This is a genomic window from Methylobacterium sp. Leaf89 (genome assembly GCF_001422215.1).
In the GTDB taxonomy this organism is placed as follows: domain Bacteria; phylum Pseudomonadota; class Alphaproteobacteria; order Rhizobiales; family Beijerinckiaceae; genus Methylobacterium.
On sequence record NZ_LMML01000003.1, the window covers coordinates 189,273 to 211,679 of the forward strand.

General features: G+C 70.9%; 21 protein-coding genes. 11 read left to right on the forward strand and 10 right to left on the reverse strand.

The features are described 5' to 3' along the window. Nucleotides 1–380: 380 nt before the first annotated feature. From ASF18_RS01330 to ASF18_RS01360, 7 genes are all read right to left on the reverse strand, one after another. On the reverse strand, nucleotides 381–1,286 hold the full coding sequence (locus ASF18_RS01330) for a beta-propeller fold lactonase family protein (RefSeq protein WP_244472521.1): 906 nt from the start codon (nucleotides 1,284–1,286) through the stop codon (nucleotides 381–383). A 119-nt stretch (nucleotides 1,287–1,405) separates the two neighbouring features. Continuing rightward, a complete protein-coding gene (locus ASF18_RS01335; protein WP_056220328.1) occupies nucleotides 1,406–1,942 on the reverse strand; it encodes an SRPBCC family protein in 537 nt (178 codons plus the stop codon). 30 nt (nucleotides 1,943–1,972) lie between these two features. Continuing rightward, the gene (locus ASF18_RS01340) at nucleotides 1,973–2,569 is read right to left on the reverse strand and encodes a DUF447 domain-containing protein (RefSeq protein WP_056220330.1); all 597 of its coding nucleotides are present in this window, start codon (nucleotides 2,567–2,569) and stop codon (nucleotides 1,973–1,975) included. A 4-nt stretch (nucleotides 2,570–2,573) separates the two neighbouring features. Beyond that, nucleotides 2,574–4,205 (reverse strand): DUF6513 domain-containing protein, encoded by a 1,632-nt coding sequence (locus ASF18_RS01345; RefSeq protein ID WP_056270631.1) that lies wholly within the window; start codon nucleotides 4,203–4,205, stop codon nucleotides 2,574–2,576. Beyond that, the gene (locus ASF18_RS01350) at nucleotides 4,202–4,792 is read right to left on the reverse strand and encodes a uridylate kinase (RefSeq protein ID WP_056348632.1); all 591 of its coding nucleotides are present in this window, start codon (nucleotides 4,790–4,792) and stop codon (nucleotides 4,202–4,204) included. Before ASF18_RS01350 ends, ASF18_RS01345 begins: the two co-directional genes overlap by 4 nt. Continuing rightward, on the reverse strand, nucleotides 4,792–5,520 hold the full coding sequence (locus ASF18_RS01355) for a (5-formylfuran-3-yl)methyl phosphate synthase (RefSeq protein ID WP_056348637.1): 729 nt from the start codon (nucleotides 5,518–5,520) through the stop codon (nucleotides 4,792–4,794). The genes ASF18_RS01350 and ASF18_RS01355 overlap by 1 nt, the downstream gene beginning before the upstream one ends. A 177-nt stretch (nucleotides 5,521–5,697) precedes the next feature. After that, entirely contained in the window at nucleotides 5,698–6,201 is a 504-nt protein-coding gene (locus tag ASF18_RS01360; protein WP_056270640.1) for a DUF3280 domain-containing protein, read from the reverse strand. Between the two features lie 362 nt (nucleotides 6,202–6,563). Between ASF18_RS01360 and ASF18_RS01365 the strand changes: the two genes are divergently transcribed. The 10 genes from ASF18_RS01365 to ASF18_RS01410 all read left to right on the forward strand — a co-directional run bounded on the left by ASF18_RS01365 (nucleotide 6,564) and on the right by ASF18_RS01410 (nucleotide 16,121). Beyond that, the gene (locus tag ASF18_RS01365; RefSeq protein WP_056270643.1) at nucleotides 6,564–7,841 is read left to right on the forward strand and encodes an ABC transporter substrate-binding protein; all 1,278 of its coding nucleotides are present in this window, start codon (nucleotides 6,564–6,566) and stop codon (nucleotides 7,839–7,841) included. Nucleotides 7,842–8,001: 160 nt separating this feature from the next. Next, complete coding sequence (locus ASF18_RS01370; protein WP_056220338.1) at nucleotides 8,002–9,018, forward strand: YVTN family beta-propeller repeat protein; 1,017 nt, start codon at nucleotides 8,002–8,004, stop codon at nucleotides 9,016–9,018. A gap of 260 nt (nucleotides 9,019–9,278) precedes the next feature. Then, on the forward strand, nucleotides 9,279–9,713 hold the full coding sequence (locus tag ASF18_RS01375) for a hypothetical protein (protein WP_056270646.1): 435 nt from the start codon (nucleotides 9,279–9,281) through the stop codon (nucleotides 9,711–9,713). Nucleotides 9,714–9,724: 11 nt separating this feature from the next. Then, complete coding sequence (locus tag ASF18_RS01380; RefSeq protein WP_056270649.1) at nucleotides 9,725–9,976, forward strand: hypothetical protein; 252 nt, start codon at nucleotides 9,725–9,727, stop codon at nucleotides 9,974–9,976. Continuing rightward, nucleotides 9,973–10,716 carry an ABC transporter ATP-binding protein gene (locus ASF18_RS01385; protein WP_056348639.1) on the forward strand — a complete coding sequence of 248 codons (744 nt, stop codon included), beginning with the start codon at nucleotides 9,973–9,975 and terminating at the stop codon, nucleotides 10,714–10,716. Before ASF18_RS01380 ends, ASF18_RS01385 begins: the two co-directional genes overlap by 4 nt. Beyond that, the gene (locus ASF18_RS01390; protein WP_056270653.1) at nucleotides 10,713–11,609 is read left to right on the forward strand and encodes an ABC transporter permease; all 897 of its coding nucleotides are present in this window, start codon (nucleotides 10,713–10,715) and stop codon (nucleotides 11,607–11,609) included. The genes ASF18_RS01385 and ASF18_RS01390 overlap by 4 nt, the downstream gene beginning before the upstream one ends. Then, on the forward strand, nucleotides 11,609–12,244 hold the full coding sequence (locus ASF18_RS01395) for a hypothetical protein (protein WP_056348642.1): 636 nt from the start codon (nucleotides 11,609–11,611) through the stop codon (nucleotides 12,242–12,244). The genes ASF18_RS01390 and ASF18_RS01395 overlap by 1 nt, the downstream gene beginning before the upstream one ends. Before the next feature lie 264 nt (nucleotides 12,245–12,508). Then, nucleotides 12,509–14,950, forward strand: a complete 2,442-nt coding sequence (locus ASF18_RS01400) for a TonB-dependent receptor (protein WP_056348645.1) — start codon at nucleotides 12,509–12,511, stop codon at nucleotides 14,948–14,950. A 386-nt stretch (nucleotides 14,951–15,336) separates the two neighbouring features. Further along, complete coding sequence (locus ASF18_RS01405) at nucleotides 15,337–15,720, forward strand: calcium-binding protein (RefSeq protein WP_056348648.1); 384 nt, start codon at nucleotides 15,337–15,339, stop codon at nucleotides 15,718–15,720. 41 nt (nucleotides 15,721–15,761) lie between these two features. After that, a complete protein-coding gene (locus tag ASF18_RS01410; RefSeq protein ID WP_056220355.1) occupies nucleotides 15,762–16,121 on the forward strand; it encodes a hypothetical protein in 360 nt (119 codons plus the stop codon). A gap of 93 nt (nucleotides 16,122–16,214) precedes the next feature. Here ASF18_RS01410 and ASF18_RS01415 read toward each other — a convergent pair whose 3' ends face one another. The 3 genes from ASF18_RS01415 to ASF18_RS01425 form a co-directional block, all read right to left on the reverse strand. After that, a complete protein-coding gene (locus tag ASF18_RS01415) occupies nucleotides 16,215–17,741 on the reverse strand; it encodes an undecaprenyl-phosphate glucose phosphotransferase (protein WP_056220358.1) in 1,527 nt (508 codons plus the stop codon). Between the two features lie 79 nt (nucleotides 17,742–17,820). Further along, entirely contained in the window at nucleotides 17,821–18,969 is a 1,149-nt protein-coding gene (locus ASF18_RS01420) for a glycosyltransferase (RefSeq protein ID WP_244472522.1), read from the reverse strand. A gap of 299 nt (nucleotides 18,970–19,268) precedes the next feature. Further along, on the reverse strand, nucleotides 19,269–19,841 hold the full coding sequence (locus tag ASF18_RS01425) for a polysaccharide biosynthesis/export family protein (RefSeq protein WP_056220364.1): 573 nt from the start codon (nucleotides 19,839–19,841) through the stop codon (nucleotides 19,269–19,271). A 186-nt stretch (nucleotides 19,842–20,027) separates the two neighbouring features. Here ASF18_RS01425 and ASF18_RS01430 point away from each other — a divergent pair, with 186 nt between their 5' ends. After that, a complete protein-coding gene (locus ASF18_RS01430; protein ID WP_056348651.1) occupies nucleotides 20,028–22,382 on the forward strand; it encodes an exopolysaccharide transport family protein in 2,355 nt (784 codons plus the stop codon). The last annotated feature ends 25 nt before the right edge of the window (nucleotides 22,383–22,407 follow it).

Sequence of the window (22,407 nt, forward strand, 5' to 3'; positions counted from 1 at the left end):
ACCGTCTCAGACCGTCTAATCGCGAGCCGCTTCCTTTGGCGCAGCGGCGTGACGCGCACATCACGCCCGTGCTGCTGAAACCGTGAGGCAGTGGCGGGATGTCGACCCGAACGAATTTCGAGATCGGCAATCTAGCGACCTCGAATCTAGACGTCGATATGCACCCTCGCTTCATCTGCAGCAGAGCTGAGCTGACATGACGACAGGGCCTCGTGGACGCCCCCCCCCGCACGTCCGCGCCTAAGCCGGTGGGAGCGCAGGCGGTGTACCGCGTGCGAGCACTCCGAGTGGCCGACGAATGTCCGCTTCGGGGCGACAGACTCGTACCCTCTCTCCGCACGATCCGGCCCCTCACGCGCGGCGCACCCCGCCTCCGATACTCACCGCAAGAAATCCCCGAACGCGCGCGGCCCGTCCGGGACCTTGATCTCGCCCGTCACCTTGAGCGTGGTCGCGTCGATCAGACTCAGGGTGTTCGAGCCCCAGTTCGCCACCGTGAGGGTGCGGCCGTCGCGGGAGGCGGCGATGCCCTCGGGGTGGTCGCCGACCTCGATGGCGGCGACGTTGGTCAGCGTCTTCAGGTTGAACACCGTGACGGTGCCCGAATACTGGTCGGTGACGAAGCCGCGCGGGCCGGCCAGCGCGATCACGTAGGGCCGCTCGCCAGTGGTCACCCGTCCGATCTCGAGCCGGCCGGGCACGTCGATCACCGAGACGTCGTTCGAGGTCACGTTGGCGGTGTAGGCGCGGGCGCCTTCGGCATCGAGGGTGATGCCGAACGGATGCTGGCCGACCGGGATCTTCTGGACTTCCCGGGCCGTGGCGACGTCGACCACCGAGACCGAATCGCCCTCGCGGTTGGCGACCAGCAGCGTGGCGCCGTCGGGAGTCACGGCGAGGCCGGACGGGGAGGCGCCGACCTGGATCTCGGTCACCAGCGTCGTGCCGTCGGGCGAAACCACGAAGATGCGGCTGCCGTACCAGTCGGCCACGTAGACGGCGCCGGATTTCGGATTGACCGCGATGCCCAGCGGCCCGCCGGGCAGCGCGAGGGTGCGGGTCACCGTGCGGGTGGCGAGGTCGACCACCGCGAGGCCCGGCCCCTCGGGGCGGGTGACGTAGGCGGTCCGCCGGTCGGGCGAAAGAGCGATGCCGGCGGGCGCGCCGTCGATGGGGATCTGGGCGGCCACGCTGCCGGCTTCGAGATCGACGATCGCAAGGGTGTTGGCGCCCTGCGCGGTGACGAGGGCCTCGTCGGCCCGGGCCGGCGCGCCGAGCAGCAGCAGGCCGAGAAGCGGGAGGCCGAGACGTGTGCGGCCGAGATACGTGGGGCCAAGGCGTGACAGGCCGGGGAGGAGAGGGCCGGCGAAGCGCCGGCCCGTCCCCGTTCTCGAACGTGGAGCGATCAAGAACCGCTCTTCTCGAGCTTGGCCTTGAGGGCGTCGAGGCCCGTGCGATAGAGGCCGCGCACCGCCTTCTGGGAGGCCTCGTCGTTCAGCTCGGGCGGCGGATCGTTGTTCATGTAGCCGCGGTAGAAGGCGCCGTCCCAGACGACCTTGGACTTGCCGCCGCCGGCATCCTCGACCTTGAGGGTGGAGGAGTAGTCGTTCACCGGCAGGGTCTTCACGTCGACCTTGGTGATCCGGTACGAGTAGCTCATCTTCTCGGCGGAGTACTTGTACAGCTCTTCGTCGACGGTGGCGCCGCCCTTGAGCGTCAGCGTCCGGGTCGCCTTGACCTCGTTGCCGCCCTTGCCCTCGGTCTTCTCGACCGGCGGCAGCCAGCTCATGTCCTGGAAGTTGCCGATCACGGCCCAGACCTTGTCGGGAGCCGCGTTGATCTCGACGGTCTCCTCGACCTTCTTGCGGGTCGGGCCGTGCGCCTGGGCGCCGAACGACACGACGGCGAAGGCCGCCACGGTCGCCAGAGTGAGTAGCTTCATCGGGTCCTCGTCTCCTCGGGAAAGCACAGTCTAGGGTGCTGGGGGGGAACGCTCGAGGATGCGGTCGTCGCGGCCGAGGGCCGCAGCGACCTTGTCCTCGATCCAGTCCCAGGCCTCGCGCTCGGCGGGCCCGGCGGTCTTGGCGATCGCGATGGCGTGGTAGCGCATCTCGGTCAGGATCTTATCGGGCTCCAGCATGTGCAGGCGGGTGGAGAGGATCGCCGCCTCCAGTACCGCCGCCTGCGCCCGGTTATAGCCGAAGAACGGCATGTGCGCGGCCGAATGGACCATCCGTCCCCGGTAACGCGGCCGCACCGGGTCGTCCTCGATCGCCACCACCTCGAACTCCGCGTGGCCGAAGCTCTCGGCGAGGCGGCGCCCGGCGATCCGGTCGCAGGGCAGGGTCGCCCAGTCGCGTCGGCCGGTGACGGCGCCGGCGATCACCCGCACGTCGCTGGGGCTCGAGGCGGCGAAGACCGGGGTGTCGGCGAGGTTGAGGATGGTGGGGGAGGGCCGGAACGGGGCCAGGATCCAGTCCGCCCCGTCCTGGATCAGCCCGAACGGCACCAGGTGCAGCGCGCCGTCGCGGGCGGTGGTGGTCACCACGGTCTCGAGGATCAGCGGCACGGGATCAGGCCTCGCCCGCCGGCACGCGCTCGCCTGCGGGCACGAGCTTGCCGCAGACGATGCGCGCGTCCGCGTCCGGGGGCGTCTCCGACACCGCGTCGGCGGCCGGCGTCCGATCCGGCCCGGTGGTTTCCGGCGAGGCCGCGCCGGCCTCGACCGGGGTCGCGTCGCGGGCGGCCGTCTCGGCGGCGGACGGCCCGGAATGCTTCGTGTGCCCGGCCTTCTTGAAGGCGGTGGTGTCCTCCACCTCGGCATCGGCGGCCGCGCCCCAGGCCAGGGCCTCGTCCTGCACGTAGCGCTTGCCCAGCCGCCAGGCAGTCTCGGCCTTGGTCAGCTCTCCGCCGAGATAGAAGGCGTGGGCGCCGTCGCTCGCCAGGTCGCCGGTTCTCTGGAGGTCGGGGAAGAACGCCATCGCGTCGGTGCCGATCGCGTGGACGTCGCGGTTGAACACGTGGATGCCGTCCTCGGCCACGGCGATGCGGTAGTTCGGGTCCTTCACCTCGGCCGCCTGCATCGCGATCTCGTCCGGGGTCTGCACATAGGGCCGCTTGTCGTGGAGCGCCAGCAGGCTCCGGCCATAGCCCTTGGGCAGGGCCGAATCGGCACGGGCCGCGAACATCACCCGTCGGGCGGCGTCGTGCTCCTCCACCGTGCGGCGGGTGTGGTTCGAGACCTGGACGATGAGCACGTTGCGGATGGCGAGCTCCGAACACATGCCCACCAGCAGGGCGGTGACGCCGAGGCTGTCGGCCTCGGTCAGCTCGGTGAGGTTGCCGGTGCCCATCATCATCTCGATGCCGGGCCAGCGCCGCCGGGTCTCGTGGTAGCGGGTGATCGACTCGACGAAGCCGAAATGGATCGGCTCCAGGATCGGGTCGGCCATGTAGGGCCGCCCGGCCTTCTCCATGCGTTCGATGGCCCGGTCGAGGGAGGGCAGGTCGTCGGGCCGCACCGGCACCAGCACCGGCACGGCGTCGGTCTCGAAGGCCAGATCCAGGGTCTGCTCGTTGAGGCTGAGCAGGTAGTCGGCTCCCGCCCGGGCCCCGCGCGTCAGCTCGTCGAGGGAGAACGAATCGACGCTCACCTTCAGTCCGGCGCCCTTCAGCAGGCGAACGCAATCCTCGAGATGCGGGAAGTCGGTGTCGGGCAGGCCGCCGAGGTCGATCACGTCGGCCCCGCGCCGGGCGAGGTCGAGGCCCTTGGCCAGGATCTGCTCGGGCGTCATCTTCGAGGCGTCGACGATCTCGGAGAAGATGCGCAGGTCGTGACGCGACAGGTCCACCTGGCGCCCGGCGAGTCCCAGATAGGCCGGCAGGTCGACGATCTCGTCGGGGCCGCGCTCCACCGGCAGGCCGAAATGCGCGGCCAGCGCCTCCGGATTGGCCCGGCAGCGCCCGGGCAGGACGATGCGGGTGGCGCCCTCGGGAATCGTCACCCGGCGGCGGATGATCTCCTCCGTCATCAGGGCGGCGACCTTCACGCCCGCATCGGCGATGCTCCAGGCGTAGCGCTCCGGCGGCAGCGTGGCGGCGACCTTCTCCAGGCGCGCCTTGGCCATGCGGCCGGTGATGAAGACGAGGTGCTCGGGCGAGCCCTGCGCCGGCGGGACCGGCCCGGATGGCGTCGGGGTGCTCATGCGGCGGCCCTCCGCAGGTCCGTGCCGGGGCCGAGGATCTCGATGCGCCCGGGATAGCGTTCGGCGAAGGCCGGGAAGGCCGCATCGACCAGACCCATCCGGGCGAGGTCGGTCCAGCGGGTGCGCAAGGGGCGGTCGACCGACTTCACCAGGAGGCAGAGCGGCGCCCCTACGGCGCCGGCGAGCCAGAGCGCGAGGCTGTCGGAGGTGACCTCCCAGGTTTCCGGAATGTCGGGATGCCCGGCCTTGAGGGCGACGGGGTCCCAGACCGGGACCCGCCCGGCCGCGAGGGCGTCCGCGATGGCCGCGAGGTCGCGGGCGACGACGAGACGCGGCTCCAATTCCGAAACAATCTCGGCCATGTGACCCATGGCGTCGAGGGCGAGGCGATGGGCGAGGGCGTCGGGAAAGCCCAGCGCGCTCTGCGTCGTCCGCACCGCGTCGGCGAAGGGGCCGCCCCCGGGCACGAGGAGGCAGGGGCCGAGTTCGCCGTCGGCGAGGCGCACGAGCTGCGCCCGCAGGCGGCGGGCATCGGCGACGAGGCTGCCGCCGATCTTCACCACGGTCGGGGCGGTGCCCGCGCCCATCAGGCGGCGTCCCGCCGGGACTGGGCGCGCAGGAGGCGCACCGCCTCCGCCACCCGGGCGGGATCGAGACCGCCCCTGCGGTCGCTTGCCGCGCAGAGGCCGCCGCGAAACCCGAGATAGCCCGCCCCGAGGGGGGCCAGGATGGCGATGTCGGCGAGCGCCAGGGAGCCGGCGAGGCCCGAGACCAGGCCGTGCGCCCGGCAGGTCCGGGTGAAGGTCGCCAGGGCCGGCAGGGGCAGGTGGTCGGTGAGGCGGCGGCCGTCCTTGGCGGCGGTGTCGATCATGGCCCCGACGAATCCGGCGCGCGCCAGGCGCGGCACGAGGTCGAGGGCGCCGCCCGCCTCGGCGAACAGCACCGCGATCAGGCGGCCAGGCGCGGCGCCGGCGGCCTCGGCGAGATCGCCGTCCGACCACGCGGCCCGCACCGCCACCTTCACGAAGCCGACGCCGGTCGCCGCCATGGCGTCGATGCAGGGGCGCAGGGCCGGCCGGTCCGGCTCGCCCGCCACCGCGCTGGTGCGCGCTTCGCCCGCGACCCGCGCCACGATGGCGCGGACGCGGTCGGGCGGGAGGGCGCCGAGCGCCCCGCGGTCGGGGTCCTTGGCATCGACGAGGTCGGCGCCCGCACGGGCGGCCAGGACGGCCTCGTCCGCGTCCCGCACGCTCACGAGGAGGCGCGGCACGGACGCGTCGGAAGCGAAGGGGGGGCAGGCGCGGGACGAGGACATCAGCGCGGGTTTCGGTTGCTCGGGATGGACCAACGACGACGCCCGGGTCGGGAAGCGCCGCACCCGTGACGGCGCGGCCGGGGCAGGTTCGGCCTCGAGCGGGAGCTTCCGGCCTGAACGGGGCCTAGCGCATGGACCGGAGGAAGGGAAACCCCCCGGCGTCGAAAGCTTGCCCGATCACGACCGGTTCGGGAGCGGCTCGGCCAGGATGCGATTCTTCACCACCCAGCGCATGGCATGGGCCCAGGTGTCGTCGGTGTCGGCGCGGATCACCACGCGGCCGCCGCGGATGACCTTGCCGGTGGCCGATTCCGCGATGGTGACGGTGAGGTTGAAGATCTGGTTGGACCCCTTCTCGACGTAGCCGCTGACCGCGAGGTCGGCCCCGAGGGTCTTGGCGATGGCGGCGGCGCAGCCGTCGCACTTGTAGAGCGGCGCCTGCTTGGCGATCTCGGCGGCCTGGGGCGCCACGTCGACCGGCTCGACGCTGTCCCCGAGCGCCTTGCGCAACTCGTCGGTGACCAGCCCGAGGCGCCGGACTTCGTCGGGCCGGGCCTTGCGGCCGCCGACCACGCCGGGATCGAACAATTCGACGCCGAAGATGGCGGCCTTCTCCGGAGCGGCCTGCGCCGGAGCGGCGAGGGCACCGGCCGCCGTCAGGACGGCGAGGGCCCATCCCACGCGGGAGCGGGCCGGGGACGGCACCGAAGACCGATCCGTGCAAGACCGGATCATGGAAGACTGGACCCTGGAAGACAGGACCATGGGGAGAACTCTCCGCAGGACGCCGGAAGCGACGGGGCTCGGGAAACGCGCCGGCACGGTCCGCGATCCCGCCCGCGCCATCCGTTCCGCACGATTTGCGGTTCCGCGCGATTGAGGGCGCCGTATGAAACGGCCGCGAAACGGACGGGCGCCCCCTTGTCGCACGCGGCCGGGGCTCGATCCCGCACCTTCCCGAGGGGCCGGGTCGAAGCCCTTAGAAAGCCCTTATCAATCCGCGATTGAGCGCGGGTCCGCAATGTTGTTAGCCTGCCGGCCACATGCACAATCCTGCCCGCATCCTCCTCGCCCCGCTCGCCCTCGGCCTCTTCGGCCTCGGCTTCACCGGCGTCCCGGCCGCACGGGCCCAGGAACCCGTTGCCAAGGAAACCGCGGCCCAGGGATCCGTGGCCGCGCCCGCGATCGTCCCGAGCGAGACCGCGATCGGGTTCATCTACCGGCCGGAGGTGGCGCCTTCGTCCTACGACGCGGAGGCCGTGCCGGAGGACGAGGGCGTGGCCGGCGCCCGGATGGCGGTGAAGGACAACAACAACACCGGCCGCTTCACCAAGCAGACCTACCGGCTGGACGAGGTCGCCCTGGAGCCCGGCTCGGGCAGCGACGGCGGCCAGAAGGCCGTGGCGGCGGCCCGCGACCTCGCGGGGCGGGGCATCCGCTACCTCGTCGTGGCGCTGCCGGCGGACGAGGTGCTCGCCGTCGCGGACGCGCTCAAGGGGCAGGGCGTCACGGTCTTCAACATCGCGGCGCCCGACGATCGCCTGCGCGGGGCCGATTGCCGGCGCAACGTCTTCCACGTCATCCCCAGCCGGGCGATGCAGACCGACGCCCTGGCGCAGTTCTTCACCCTGATGCGCTGGCGCAAGATGTTCCTCATCGTCGGGCCGCAGGAGAACGACCGGCTCTATGCCGAAGCGTTCAAGAACTCGGCCCGGAAGTTCGCCCTCAAGATCAACGCCGAGAAGCCCTGGACCTTCGGGCCGCTCGCCAAGGCGCGGGGCGACACGCCGACCCGCTCCGAGGCGATGGTCTTCACGCGGGGGGTGGACTACGACCTCGCCGTGGTGGCCGACGAGGCCGGCGACTGGGGCGATTACGTTCCGTTCCGCACCGTGGACCCGCGCCCGGTGGCCGGCACGCAGGGGCTGATCGCCACCACCTGGCACCCGATGCTGGAGACCTGGGGGGCGGCCCAGGCCCAGAACCGGTTCCGGCGCCAGAGCGGCCGGCTGATGCGGCCCCTCGATTACCAGGCCTGGGCGGCGGTGCGCTCGGTGGGCGAGGCGGCGACTCAGAAGAAGACCGCCGATCCGGCGGTGCTGGCCCCCTATTTCGCCGAGCCGACCTTCAGCCTGCCGGCCTACAAGGGCGTCTCCCTGACCTACCGCCCCTGGGACCACCAGCTGCGCCAGCCCCTCATCGTGGTGCAGCCCAAGGCCCTGGTCTCGGTGGCGCCCGAGCAGGGCTTCACCCACCAGCGCACGCCGCTCGACACCCTCGGCATCGACCTGCCGGAAACCACCTGCAAGTTCGCGGATTGAGCCCTCACGTTCGCGGGAGGCCCCGGCCGATCCGCGACCGCCTGCGGCAACGCGGTCCTGTGCCCGCTTGCAGTCCCGCGCTCCCCGTGAGACGGGGCTGCACTATAGTAACGCCCGATCAATCGCGCACGATACAGCGATGGCCCCGAGGAGGAACCCCATGAGCCGCGGCTTCAGGGCAGGCGCGCCCGGTACGGTACTGGGCCTGGCCTTGCTGGCCGGCCCGTCGTTGGCGGGCCTGTCGCTCGCCGGCGTGTCGCCGGCGCAGGCCTATACGGTCTACGTCACCAACGAGAAGGGCAACTCCGTCAGCGTCATCGACACCGAGACGATGGCGGTGACCGGCACCTGGAAGGTCGGCCGGCGTCCGCGCGGCGTCACCACCAGCAAGGACGGCAAGGAACTCTTCGTCTGCGCCAGCGACGACGACCGCATCGACGTGCTCGACACCAGCACCGGCAAGGTGGTGCGCTCGCTGCGCTCCGGCCCCGACCCGGAGCAGTTCATCCTCGGCCCCCAGGGCAACCTGCTCTACGTCGCCAACGAGGACGACAGCCAGGTCACCGTCATCGACGTCGAGAAAAACAAGGTCCTGGCCGAGGTTCCGGTGGGTGTCGAGCCGGAGGGCATGGGCCTGTCGCCGGACGGCAAGATCCTGGTGAACACCTCCGAGACCACCAACATGGCGCACTTCATCGACACCACGACCTTCGCGGTGATCGACAACGTGCTGGTCGATGCCCGCCCGCGCTTCGCCGAGTTCACGGCGGACGGGAAGTATCTCTGGGTCTCGGCCGAGGTCGGCGGCACCATCAGCGTCATCGACGTCGCCGCCCGCCGGGTGATCAAGAAGATCACCTTCAAGATCCCAAGCGTGAACGACGAGGCGATCCAGCCCGTCGGCATCCGCATCACCAAGGACGGGACCAAGGCTTTCGTGGCGCTCGGCCCGGCCAACCGCATCGCGGTGATCGACGCCAAGACCTACGCGGTGGAGAAGTACCTGCCCGTGGGCCAGCGCGTCTGGCAGCTTGCCTTCACGCCGGACCAGAAGCTGCTGTTCTCCACCAACGGCTCCTCGAACGACATCTCGGTGGTGGACGTGGCGGCCGAGAAGGTGGTGAAGAGCATCCCCGTGGGGCTTCTGCCCTGGGGGGTCGCGGTCTCGCCGAACTAGGCACGCGCCCCTCAGGAAGGCTTCCGGATTGGCTCATCCGCGTTTCCGGCAGCTGGACGCGTCCCTCTCCCCCTTGTGGGGAGAGGTTGGGAGTGGGGGTGGTGCCGCTGGCCCCGGGGGCCTGAGGGTCACCCAGCCCCACCTCCAACGCCTCCCCACAGGGGGGCGGAGAGCTCCGTGAGATCAAAAACGACGACCGCTCCAAGGCGGCACCGCCCTCGGGCGGCACCGCCCTCGGGCGGCCAACGGGAGGACAACGAATGACGCGAACGATGCAGCTTGCCGCCCTCGCCCTGGCGGCGTGTCTCGCCACCGGTCCGGCCGGGGCCCTCGACCTGACGAAGAAGCGCCAGAACCTGCCCGATCTCGTCCTCGGCACCGAGGAGGGCAACGACTTCGTCGTGGAGAACAAGGAGATCGAGCTTGAATCCGGCAAGGCCTACCGCCTGCGGATCGTCGCCAAGGGCCGGCAGGAGTACAAGTTCTACGCCACCGAGTTCTTCCGCAACATCTGGTTCAACCAGATCGTCATCCAGCACCTGGAGATCCACGGCAGCGGCCCGCCGGACCACTTCGAATTCGACGATCCGGGCGAGATCGCGATCGAGTTCGTGGCCATCCGGCCCGGGGAGTATCCCTGGTCGGTCCATGGCCTCGAATCCAAGGGCATGACCGGCAAGTTCATCGTGAAGTAGGACCCCTGTTGATGCGCGCGCCCCCGGTTCTTGCCTTCTCCGTCCTCCTCGTCCTGGGGAGCGTCGCCGCCCACGCGGACGACAAGGCCGCCTGCGTGGAGGGCATCGCGATGATCAAGGCCGAACTCGCCAAGCCCGCCCCGGAGGCGGCCCAGCCCAAGCTCAACAAGGCCCTGCGGGTGGCCGAGCGCGAGTTGGGGGAGGGCGAGTTCGACGAGTGCCTCGACGCGGTCGGCGACGCCCGGCGGGCCTTGAAGCCGTGAGCGCAAGCCCCGCCCTCGAGGTCGCCCATGTCAGCCACCGCTTCGGCACGCGGGCGGCCCTCTCCGACGTCTCCCTCAGCGTGCCCCGCGGGCACTTCACCGCCCTGCTCGGGCCGAACGGGGCGGGCAAGACCACCCTGTTCTCGGTGATCACCCGGCTCTACGCGAACCAGGACGGCCAGGTCTCGATCCTGGGCCATGCCCTCGACCGGGAGCCGAGCCGGGCGCTGGCCCGCCTCGGCGTGGTGTTCCAGGCCCGCACCCTCGACACCGACCTCACGGTCGCGCAGAACCTGCTCTACCACGCCAGCCTGCACGGCATCACCCGCAAGGCCGCCAAGGCGCGGATCGAGAGCCTGCTCGCCCGCGTCGGGCTGCGCGACAGGCGGGACGACAAGGTCCGCACCCTGTCCGGCGGCCAGTCCCGCCGCATCGAGATCGCCCGCTCCCTGGTGCACGAGCCCCGGCTGCTGCTCCTCGACGAGCCCACCGTCGGCCTCGATCTCGAATCGCGCGCCGACATCGTCGCCATCGTGCGCGCCCTGGTGCGCGAGGAGGGATTGTCGGTGCTCTGGGCCACCCACATCTTCGAGGAGATCGACGCGGGCGACGACGCGGTGGTGCTGCACAAGGGCCGCATCGTGGCGCGCGGCACCGCCGGCTCCATCGCCCGGGGCGACGAGACCCTGGAGGCGGCCTTCCGCCGCCTCGTCGCCGAACCCGCCCGGCAGGCCGCATGAGCACGATCGAGCGCACGCCCCCCCATCCGGCCGTCTCGGCACAGGCCGAGACGCCCGTGCCCCATCTCGGGCGCCTCGACGCGGTCGGCTACCTGATCTGCCTCGGCGGCATCGTGCGGCGCGAGCTGCTGCGCTTCTTCAACCAGAAGGAGCGCTTCTTCTCGGCGCTCGTGCGCCCCCTGGTCTGGCTGTTCATCTTCGCGGCGGGCTTTCGCAACACGCTCGGCGTCTCGATCGAGCCGCCCTACCAGACCTACGTGCTCTACGAGGTCTACGTGGTGCCGGGCCTCGCCGTGATGATCCAGCTCTTCAACGGCATGCAATCCTCCCTCTCGATGGTCTACGACCGCGAGGTCGGCTCGATGAAGGTGCTGCTCACCAGCCCCTATCCGCGCTGGCTGCTGCTGCTGGCCAAGCTGATCGCCGGCGTCACCGTCTCGGTGGTGCAGGCCTACGCCTTCCTGGCCATCGCGTGGTTCTGGGAGCTCGACATCCCGGCCATCGGCTACGTGGCGGCGCTGCCGGCCTTCATCGCCTCGGGACTGATGCTCGGCGCCATCGGCCTGCTGCTCTCCTCCATGGTCAAGCAGCTGGAGAACTTCGCCAGCGTGATGAACTTCGTGATCTTCCCGATGTTCTTCGCCTCCTCGGCGCTATACCCGCTCTGGCGCATCCGCGAATCCTCCGAGACCCTGTACTGGATCTGTCAGGCAAACCCCTTCTCCCACGCCGTGCAGCTCGTGCGCTTCGCCCTCTACGGGCAGTTCGAGCCGGTCGCCTGCGCAGTGGTCGTGGGCACCACCCTCGCCTTCTTCACCCTCGCCGTCGTGGCCTACGATCCCGGCCGTGGCATCATGGCCCGGCGCGGCGGCCCGGCCGGAGACAATTCCTGATGACCGTTCGCACGATGTCCGCCCGTACCCTGATGAGCCTCGCCGCCCTCGCCCTCGGGGCCGGAACGGCCCTGGCCCAGCCCAAGGGCGATCCCGACTGGCCCTGCGTCCAGCGCAAGGTCTCGACCCTCAGCCCCGGCACGGTCTGGACCGGGCCGGACCTCGAGGCCGCCGGCGCCTGGGGCGACGATTTCGAAGCGGCGGCGCTCGCCCAGAAGATCGCCTCGCGGCGCACCGCCCTCGACGAGGTCGACCCGCTCCTCGACGCCTTCGCCGCCAAGGTCGGCCCCGAGAAGGACAAGCGCCTGACCCGCGTCTTCGCCGGCGTGTTCGAAGTCATCAACGGCGAGCGCAACAAGGTGCTCTCGGGCATCGGCCGCTACGCCCAGGGGCAGCGCCGCATGGCCGAGCGCATCCGCGACGAGGCCGATCAGATCAGCGCCACCAAGGACGGTCCGAGCGCCCAGGACGCCCGCGACATCCCCAAGGACGCCTCCGAGCTGGAGACCAAGTTCACTTGGGACCGGCGCATCTTCCAGGAGCGCAGCCAGTCCCTGACCTATGTCTGCGAGGTCCCGACCCTGCTGGAACAGCGCCTCGGCGAGATCGCCCGGCGAATCCAGGCGCGCCTTTGAGGGCAGGGGGCCGGCCCCGGCCCGCGCCCTTGCGGTCGCCATTGCCAGTTTATCCCGGGTGCCTTGCTGAAACGTCCTTAAGGCCTTGAAATCAGGCCCGAAATTGTGTCCGCGACGCCACGCCGGACGGCCAAGCAAGCTTTGGCGCCGCAAATCCACGGAAACGGCCCGCCGCACGATTGTTCTTCATCCTGGATCCTCTCAAAGGTGTGACCGAAGCCCCGGACAAGGGGTAGGGACACCAAGACGACCGAGGGGCTGGGGATGATGAAGCGGACCTTGCGCGGCAGCCTGTTGCTGTCGGTGGCACTGATCCCGGGCGCGGTCTGCGCCCAGGGCGTCACGCCGGCGGGTGGGCAGCAGGCGGTGACGCTGAGCGAACTCGACGTGGTGGCGACCACGCCGGTGAGCGCCACGGGCGGCGGCGGCGGCGTCTCGCTCTACAGGATCCCCAACACGGTCGAGACCGTCACGGCGGCCGACTTCGCCCAGGACCGGGCGACCCTCGACCCGACCTTCACCCTCGCGCGCAAGACGCCGGGCGTGAACCTGTCGGACGGGCAGGGCAACAGCTTCCGCCAGACCCTGACCTATCGGGGCTTCGACGCCTCGCCGCTGCAGGGCGCCCCGCAGGGCCTCGCCGTCTACCAGAACGGCGTGCGCATCAACGAAGCCTTCGGCGACGTGGTGAACTGGGATCTGATCCCCTCGGTGGCGATCAACCGGATCGACATCGTCACCGGCAACCCCGTCTTCGGCCTCAACGCCCTGGGCGGCGCCGTCAACATCGAGATGAAGAACGGCTTCACCTGGCAGGGCAAGGAGGTCACCGTCAGCGGCGGCTCCGACGGGCGCATCAGCGGCTCCCTGCAATACGGCGAGGTCATCGGACCCTGGAGCTTCTACTTCGCCGGCGAGGGCCTGCGCGACGGCGGCTGGCGCTTCCGGTCGCCCTCGGAGATCGGCCGCGTCTACGCCGATCTCGGCCACAAGACCCTGGATTCCGAGTTTCACATCATCGCCTCGGGCGCCAAGACCTTCTTCGGCGCCGCCGCCGCCACGCCGGTGGACTTCACCCACGTCAACGAGCGGGCGATCTTCACCTCGCCCCAGACGATCTCCACCGAGCAGGGCCAGATCCAGGTCACCGGCAAGGTCGTGGTCTCGCCGACCTGGGACCTCCAGGGCAACGCCTACGTGCGCCGCCTGAGCCAGTTCGTGATCGACGGCAACGACGGCAATTTCGAGCAGTGCAGCACCCGCTCCAGCAACCGCGGCTTCCTCTGCTTCGAGGATGACGGCTTCGAGCGCGGCGCCCTGAGCGACCGGGCCTTTCGCGACCAGTTCACGATCGTCGGGCGCCAGGGCCAGCGCATCCCGTTCACCACGGGCGTCCCCTACGGCACCCTCGACACCATCCGCACCGAGGCGGTCGGCTACGGCGGAACGCTGCAGGCCACCAACCGCGACCAGGTCTTCGGCCACAACAACACCTTCGTGGTCGGCGGCAGCATCGATGCGGCCAACTACTCCTACAAGTCCTCGAGCACGCTCGGCGTGATCAACCCGGATCTCAGCGTCACCACCGATCCGCTGAACCCGAACTACGGCACCATCCCGGGCCTCGGCACCGAGGCGATCCGCACGGCGGCGGCCCTCGGCATCGCGCCCAGCAACGTCACCGGCTCGAACCTCTACATGGGCCTCTACGCCCTCGACACCTTCGACGTCACCGACGCCCTGTCGCTCACCGCCGGCGCCCGGCTCAACTTCGCCCGGATCTCGACCCAGGACCAGACCGGCTTCTCCCCGGACGTGACGGGCACGCACTACTTCACCAAGGTGAACCCGGTCGTGGGCGCCACCTACCGGTTCTTCCCCTGGCTGAACCTCTACGGCGGCTACTCCGAGTCGAACCGCGCCCCGACGCCCCTCGAGCTCGCCTGCGCCAATCCCGACCGGCCCTGCCTGCTGCCGAACTCGCTCGTGGCCGATCCGCCGCTCAAGCAGGTCACCGGCCAGACCTACGAGGTTGGTTTCCGCGGCACCGTGCCGAACTTCTACGAGAACGGCCTGTTCAACTACAAGATCGGCGCCTTCCGCACGGACCTGCGCAACGACATCCTGCAGGTCGCGGTGCCGGGCAACGCCGCCCGCGGCTACTTCGTCAACGTGCCGGCCACCCAGCGCCAGGGCATCGAGGTCTCGGGCGAGTATGTCGGCGAGCGCCTGAGCCTCTACGGCAACTACGCGCTCATCGACGCCACCTTCCAGTTCGAGGGCGAACTGTCCTCGCCCAACAACCCGTTGGCGGATGACGGCCTGATCAACGTGCGCCGCGGCAACAACGTGCCGCTGATCCCGAACCACCAGTTCAAGGCCGGGTTCAACTACCTGATCACCCCGATCTGGACCTTCGGCATGAACCTGTCGGCCTTCTCCTCGTCCTACTACCGGGGCGACGAGTCGAACATCAACCGCAAGCTGCCGCCCTACTTCACCGCCAACCTGAACACGAGCATCCAGGTCACCCAGAACGTGCAGGTCTTCGCCCTGGTCACCAACCTGTTCAACAACCGCTACGCCAATTTCGGCACCTTCGCCGAGACCGGCGCGGTCGCGGGCAACTTCGTGATCAACGATCCGCGCACCACGACCCTGGTGCAGCCGCTCTCGGCCTATGGCGGCGTCCGGGTGACCTGGTAGACCGACGCGTCGGTTCGGGGGCCTCCCCCGAACCGCGCGGTCGCTGCGCACGGCGCCCCGGCAAGACCAGGCCGGGCCCGAATGCAGATCTTCCGCCTGACAAGATGAACGGCGCAGCCTCGCGGCTGCGCCGTTCGTTTTTGGTCCGTCCGAACTCACCCCTGAAACCCCACCCTGACCTCACGATCCAGCGATTTTGCCGCTTCGACCCAGGCATGTGTTCAAAACATCCCCGCAGGGGTTGCCGGATTCTCCCGATTCTTCTACCAGATGGCAAGTTGAGTCGCCGGCTCGACTCGCCATGACTCGGGCCGACTCGCCCCGGTCATGTCCTTCTCGGGGAAGTACCTGACAGTTCTTCCCGATGATCTTCGGAGTATTCAGAGATGTCGTCCCGCCTGTCCGCCGTCACCCTCCTCGCCGTCCTGCTCGGCGCCGCTCCTGCCTTCGCGGCCGACGTCTCGGCCTTCGATCCGGACAAGGACGGCACCATCGACCTCGCCGAGGCGCAGGCCGCCGCCTCCAAGAAGTTCGACATGCTCGACCCCGACAAGGACGGCACCCTCGACGCCAAGGAGCTGAACGGCCTCCTGACCCCCGCCGAGCTGAAGGCCGCCGATCCGGACAGCGACGGCACCCTCGACAAGAAGGAATACCTCGCCGTGGTGGCGGCGCGCTTCAAAGCCGCAGACCCGGATGCCGAGGGGACCATCGACGCGAAGGAACTCTCGTCGCCCGCAGGCGTCTCTCTGGCGACCCTGATGAAGTAAGGCTGCCCGCGGGGCGGCCGACCCACCCGGAGAGCCCATCCATGCGGATCACCACCGTCCTGCCCGCCGCCCTCATCCTGCTCGGCGCGGCCGGACCCGCCGTCGCCTCGTCCTGCTCGGAGCAGATCGCCACGATCGAGCGCCGCCTCGACAGCGCCGGCGCCGAGCAGGTCACGGGCAAGGAGCCGCCCGGCGGCCCGACCTCCTCGCACTCGGACAAGGCCCTCGATCACGCCCCCAAGGGAAAGCCGACCGACCCGTCCACCACGGCCAGCGCCGGTGGCATCTCCGAGGCCCGCGACCTGATCAAGAAGGCGCGCGCCCAGGACAAGGCCGGTGACATGAAGGGCTGCGAGGACACGATGACCGAGGCCAAGAAGAAGGCCGGCGCCCTGCCGTAGGCCCTCGCCGCCTCGATCCCGCGAACGGCACAAGGGCCGCCCCCTCCCGGGGGGCGGCCCTTGTCGCGTTCCGGGGGCGGCGGGCCCGTCGATTCAGTACGCGTTCCGGGTCCGGAACAGCGAGACCGGGGTCGCCAGCATGATCTTCACGTCGAACAGGATCGACCAGTTCTCGATGTAGTGCAGGTCGTGCTCGACGCGCTTCTGGATCTTGTCGCTGGTGTCGGTCTCGCCGCGCCAGCCGTTGACCTGGGCCCAACCGGTGATGCCGGGCTTGACCTTGTGGCGGGCGAAGTAGCCGTCCACCACCTGGTCGTAGAGGGTGTTGGCGGCCTTGGCCTGGAGGGCGTGCGGCCGGGGACCGACGAGGGAGAGCTCGCCCTTGATGACGTTGAACAGCTGCGGCAGTTCGTCGAGCGAGGTCTTGCGGATGAACCGGCCCACCGGGGTCACGCGCGGGTCGTCCCGCGTGACCAGCCGGGCCGCGCCGGCATCGCTCTGGTTCACGTACATCGAGCGGAACTTGTAGACCTCGATCAGCTCGTTGTTGAAGCCGTAGCGCTTCTGCCGGAACAGCACCGGCCCGGGCGAACCGAGGCGCACCGCCAGGGCGACCGCCAGCATCACGGGCGCCAGGACCACCAGCATCGCGCAGCCGACCACCCGGTCGAAGATGCTCTTGGCGACGATGTCCCAGTCGGCCATCGGCTTGTCGAAGATGTCGAGCACCGGCACCGCGCCGAGATAGGAATAGGCCCGGGGGCGCAGGCGCAGCTTCGAGGCCTGGGCCGAGAGCCGGATGTCGATGGGCAGGACCCAGAGCTTGGCCAGCATCTGCAGGATGCGGTCCTCGGCGGCGATCGGGATCGTGAAGATGATCAGGTCGAGGCGCGTGGTGCGGGCATAGGCGACGAGGTCGCTCACGGTGCCGAGCTTCGGGTAGCCGGCCACCACCGTGTCGGAGCGCATGTCGCCGCGGTCGTCGAACACGCCGACGATGCGCACGCCGGACTCCGCTTCCGCGTCGAGGGCGCGGATCAGGTCCTCGGCGACGGGGCCGCCGCCGACGATGGCGGTGCGGCGGTCGAAATGGCCGCGCTGCTTCCGGGCCGTGATGAACCGCGCCAGGGCGAGGCGGCCGGTCAGGAGGGCGGCGAGGCCGGCGACGAAGACGCTGGCCATCCAGACCCGGGAATAGTGGTCGGCGATCTTGGCGAACACCATGGCGGTGGCCGCCAGGAGGAAGGCCAGCGACCAGGCGCCCACCAGCCGCAGCGCGGAGCCGCGCAGGGTGCGGAAGGCGGCCATCCGGTAGGCCCCCACGGCCTGGAGCAGGCAGACGGCCAGGGCGGCGAGGCCGAGGGTGGCGGCGAGGTAGCGGGGCGACAGCGGCACGATCCCGGCGAGCTGCAGGCGCTGGATCACGATCCCGAGAATCGCCACGAGGGCGAACTCCGCGATCCGGACGCAGCCGGCCAGCACCACCGGCGACAGCAGCTTCGGGGCGGCCGGGCGCATCCGCGCCTCGGCGGGCGGCAGCGCCGTGGCCGCCCCCCCCTCGGACTGGGGTCCGAAGCGGCCCGCGGCATCCAGCAGGTCACGGACATCGAAGGCGCTCATGGCTGACTTCCGGGCTCGGGCACGCGTCTTGGAAACGGGGAGCGGGGTTGCGGGTCGGATCGGGACGGAAGGGCGGGCGTCACGGGGCCGTGGGCGCGACGGCGTGGCCCGCACCGGGCATCCGGGCGCGCAGGGCCGCGGCGTAGCCGGAGAGCACGTCGGAACCCATGCGGGTCATGGAGAAGCGGGCCCGAACCGAGGCCGCCAGGGTCTCGAAGCGCTGCCGGGAGGCCTCGGGATCCTCGTCGAGGACCCGCGCGATGGCCTGGGCCAGGGCCTGCCCGTCGCGGGGCGGCACAAGGTCGGAGGCCGCGGCCCCGAAGATTTCCGGGATGCCCCCGACATTGGTGGCGACGAGGGGCTGGCAGGCGGCGGCCGCCTCCAGCACCACGTAGGGGAGGGATTCGGCGAGCGAGGGCACCACCATGAGCCGCCCCCGGGCCAGCACCGGGCGGATCGCCTGCGGCGGCTCGAAGGACACCGCCTCGCCGAGGCCCATCGCCACCACGCGGTCGGACAGGATGGCGGAATCGGGGCCGGAGCCCACCATCAGCAGCCGCAGGGGACGGCCCGCGGCGCGTAGGCGCAGGAGGGCGTCGAGGAGGAAGGGCACGCCCTTGGCGTCGCGCAACTCGCCGATATAGACGAGGTCGACCCGGTCCGCGGCCGGCACGATCGGGGCGAATTCGGCCTCGCTGATCCCGTTGTGGACGATGCGGGTGATGCGGCGCGGGTCCCCCGCATGGGCCCGGTGCCGCCCGGCGACGTACTCGCTCTCGAACAGGAACACGTCGGTGCGCAGGCCCATCAGGCGCTCGAGGCCCATGTAGAACCGATGGCGCAGGGTGCCGGGCTTGTAATTGTAGCTGCCCCCGTGGGGCGTGTAGGCGCGGATCGGCGCGGGGCCGGGCACCACGGCCAAGCGGGCGTAGACGCCGCCCTTGGCCCCGTGCCCGTGCAGGACGGTGGCCCCCACCGCCGCGGCGCGCCGGGCGATGGTGCGGAGCGCCGCGAGGTCGGAGGGATGCGGGTTGCGCCGCATCGGCAGGCGGGTGATGCCGAGGGCGAGGCTGGGCGCGAGCTCGGCCAGGGCCTGGGCGGCGCGCTCGCCGCCGGTGGAGGCGTCGCAGACGATGCCGACCTGATGGCCCGCCGAGGCCTGCAGGCGGGCGAGATCGACCACGTGGCGGAACAGGCCGCCCACGGGCGCGCGGAACACGTGCAGGATGCGCTGGGCGGGGAGGCCGCCCGAGGCGGCGCTGAGCGCCGCGCCCGGGTCGCTGGCACCGGTCGAACCGAGGGGGAACGCGTTCACGACAGCTGCTCCACGCACCGTAGCGCGAGCGGCCGGGCCGCTCGTCCGTCGCGAGACCTTGGCGCACGACCGGTGCGTGGACCGTTAAGGCGGGACCCGCGCCGCGTCGGGCGAAGGCCCGGACCAGCGGAATAGTTCTCGGTTCAGTTAGGCGAGTCCTAACCGCCGCGAGGGCATCGTCCGCATCCGGCCGCGGCCGGGACGAGGGGCTCCTAGAAGAAGCGCTCCTTGATCACGATGGTGTCACCGGGGCGCACCGGGTAAGTCATCGGCACGATGCCGGAGACGAGGCCGTCCCGGCCCTCGCGGGTGAGAACCGCGTAGTCGCGGGCGGCGCGGGGCCCGAAGCCGGCGGCGATCGCCACCGCGGTCTCCACGGCCATGCCGTTGACGTAGGGATACTGACCCGAGGTCGTGACTTCGCCGAGGATGTAGAACGGCCGGTAGGCGTCCACCTCCACGGTGACGTGGGGCTCGCGGACGAACCCGGCCGAGAGCTTGGCCTCGATGGTCCGCGCCGCCTGGCTGGTGGGCTGGCCGCCGACCTTCACGAGACCGATGAGGGGCATGGCGATGTTGCCGGCCCCGTCGACCGCGTAGATGTTCGAGAGGTTGTCCTGGCCGAAGACGATGACCCGGAGGCGGTCCCCGGCGGAGAGGGTGTAGCGGGCACCGATGGAGCCGGTGCCCGTCGCGTCGAGCTGATCGGTCCGGAAATCCGGGCGCAGGCAGCCGCCGAGCGCCAGGCTCGACGTGAGAGCTAAGAGGAGTGATCGCCGGTTCATCACTACTGCCGTCGTGAGGAGAATTCGAACCCAGCCCTAAGCCGATATGGTTAACGAACACTGACGTCCCGCTTCGGGGTGCAGGAAACGCGCGGTTCTTAACGTCCGGTCAACCTTAAACCGGTCTAGTCGTGGAAAGCCGGCCGCTCCGCGGTCGACGCCCTTGCCTTGCGTAAAGATCGAGCCATGCCCCGCTCTTCGCTGTTCGAGCCCACGCGCGATGCGTCCCCCGCCGGAAGCGAGGGCCTGGGGCTGTCGCAGCTCGCAGGCGTTCTGCGCCGGTCCTGGCGCTGGATCGTCATCCCGACCGCCCTGGCCACCATCGGCGCCATCGCCTTCGTGCAGGTGGTCTCGCCGCGCTACACCGGCGAGGCGAAGATCCTGCTGGAGAGCCGCGACACGCCCTACACCCGCACCGCCCAGGAGCGCGGCGAGCAGCCCCAGCCCATCGACGAGCAGGCGGTGGCGAGCCAGGTGCAGGTGGTGATGTCGCGCGATCTCGCCCGCGAGGCGATCCGCCGGCTGTCGCTCGCCGGCAACGCGGAGTTCGACCCCGGCGTCGCCGGCTTCGGCCCGCTCCAGCGCGCCCTGATGATGATCGGGCTGGCCAAGAACCCGATGGAGCGTCCGCCCGAGGAGCGGATGCTGGAGACCTACTTCGACCGCCTGACCGTCTACCCGGCCGGCAAGTCGCGCATCCTCACGGTGGAGTTCCGCTCGAAGGACCCGCACCTCGCGGCCCAGGCGGCCAACACCATCGCCGAGCTCTACATCGCCTCCCTCGACGCGGCCAAGACCGACACCGCCCGCTACGCCTCGACCTGGCTCGGCGGCAACATCGAGACCCTGCGCACCCGCGTGGCCGAGGCCGAGGCCAAGGTCGAGACCTATCGCGCGAGCCATGGCCTGATCGCCACCGGGGGGGCCGGCGGCCAGCCCCTCGGCGCCCAGCAGCTCGGCGAGCTCTCGACCCAGCTCTCCCAGGCCCGCACCGCCAAGGCCGACCTCGCCGGCCGCGCCAAGCTGATCAAGGAGATGATCAAGGACGGCCGCGCCTTCGAGATCCCGGATGTCGCCAACAACGAGATCATCCGGCGCACCGTCGAGCAGCGTATCACCCTGCGCAACCAGCTCGCCCTGGAATCCCGGACCCTCCTGTCCGCCCACCCGCGCATCAAGGAACTGACCGCGCAGATCTCCGACCTCGACGCCCAGATCAAGGCCACGGCCGAGCGCGTGGTCCGCACCCTGGAGAACGATGCCCGCATCGCCGAGGCCCGGGTCGAGAGCCTGAACGCCGCCGTCGACGCCCAGCGCGACGTGGTCTCGAAGGGCAATTCCAGCGAGGTCCAGCTGCGGGCCCTGGAGCGCGAGGCCAAGGCCCAGCGCGAGCAGCTCGAATCCTACCTCGCCCGCTACCGCGAGGCCTCGGCCCGCGACGCCGAGAGCGCGGCCCCGGCCGATGCCCGCGTGGTCTCGCGCGCCATCACGCCGGAGACGCCGTCCTTCCCCAAGAAGCTGCCGATCGTCCTCCTGGCGGCGGTGCTCGGCCTGCTGTTCTCCATGGGCGGCGTGATCGCCCACCACCTCCTCGGCGACCCCGACGGCCCGGGCCGCCGCCGGCGGCACGAGGCGGACTCCGAGGGGGAGGCCGAGCGCCCCGCCTATGGCCGCCAGCCCTTCGCCTTCCCCGAAGCCTCCCTCGCCCTCGCGCGGCCGGGAGCCGCCGCCACGGCACAGGCCGGCGGCTCCGGGGCGGCCCCGCCGGTGGCCGAAGGCGCGGCCCCGACGGCCGAGGCGGCGCCTGCCCGGCCGACCCTCGCCCCGGCACGGACCGAAGCGGCCGAGGCCGCCGCGACCTCCGCCCGGACCTCCGTCCCGGCCCCCGCCGACGCGGGCGCCTACGCCCTCGACCCGCTCATCGCCCGCCTGCGCACCGGCGCGGGCCCGGCCCGGTCCGGCGCGGGCCGCGCGGTCCTGGTGATCGAGGCCGTGCCGGCCAGGCGGCTGGAGGCGGGCCTTGCCGTCAGCCTCGGCAGCAGCCTCGCGGCCGGCGCCGCGAGCGTCGTGGTGCTCGATCTCAACGGCCCCGCCTGCGGTGCGGACGAGGTGGGCCTCACCGACCTGGTGGCGGGCGAGGCCGCCTTCCTCGACGTGATCCAGTCGATCCCCGGCTCGCGCCTGCATGCGATCCCGCGGGGCTTCGTGGACGCGGCCATCCTGGCCGAGGAGCCGCAGGCCCTGGCGATCACCCTCGACGCCCTGGCCCAGGCCTATGACTGGGTGGTGTGCCGCCTCGGCACGCCGCAGGCCCGCACCGCCCGCGACATCTTGGCGGTGGCGGGCAGCCTCATGGATACGGCGATCGTCGCCTCGGACCGCGACCCCGAGGATGCCGACCTCCTCGACCTCTACGCCCTGGCCGAGGCCTCCGGCGCCGCCCAGATCCTGGTGGCCCAGGACCACGCCGCCGCGGCCCTGGCCCCCGAGGCGCCCGCCTTCGCCGACGAGGCGATGCCCCTGCGCCTCTCGGCCGCCTGAGCCGGCCCACCCGGGCGTCCGTCCC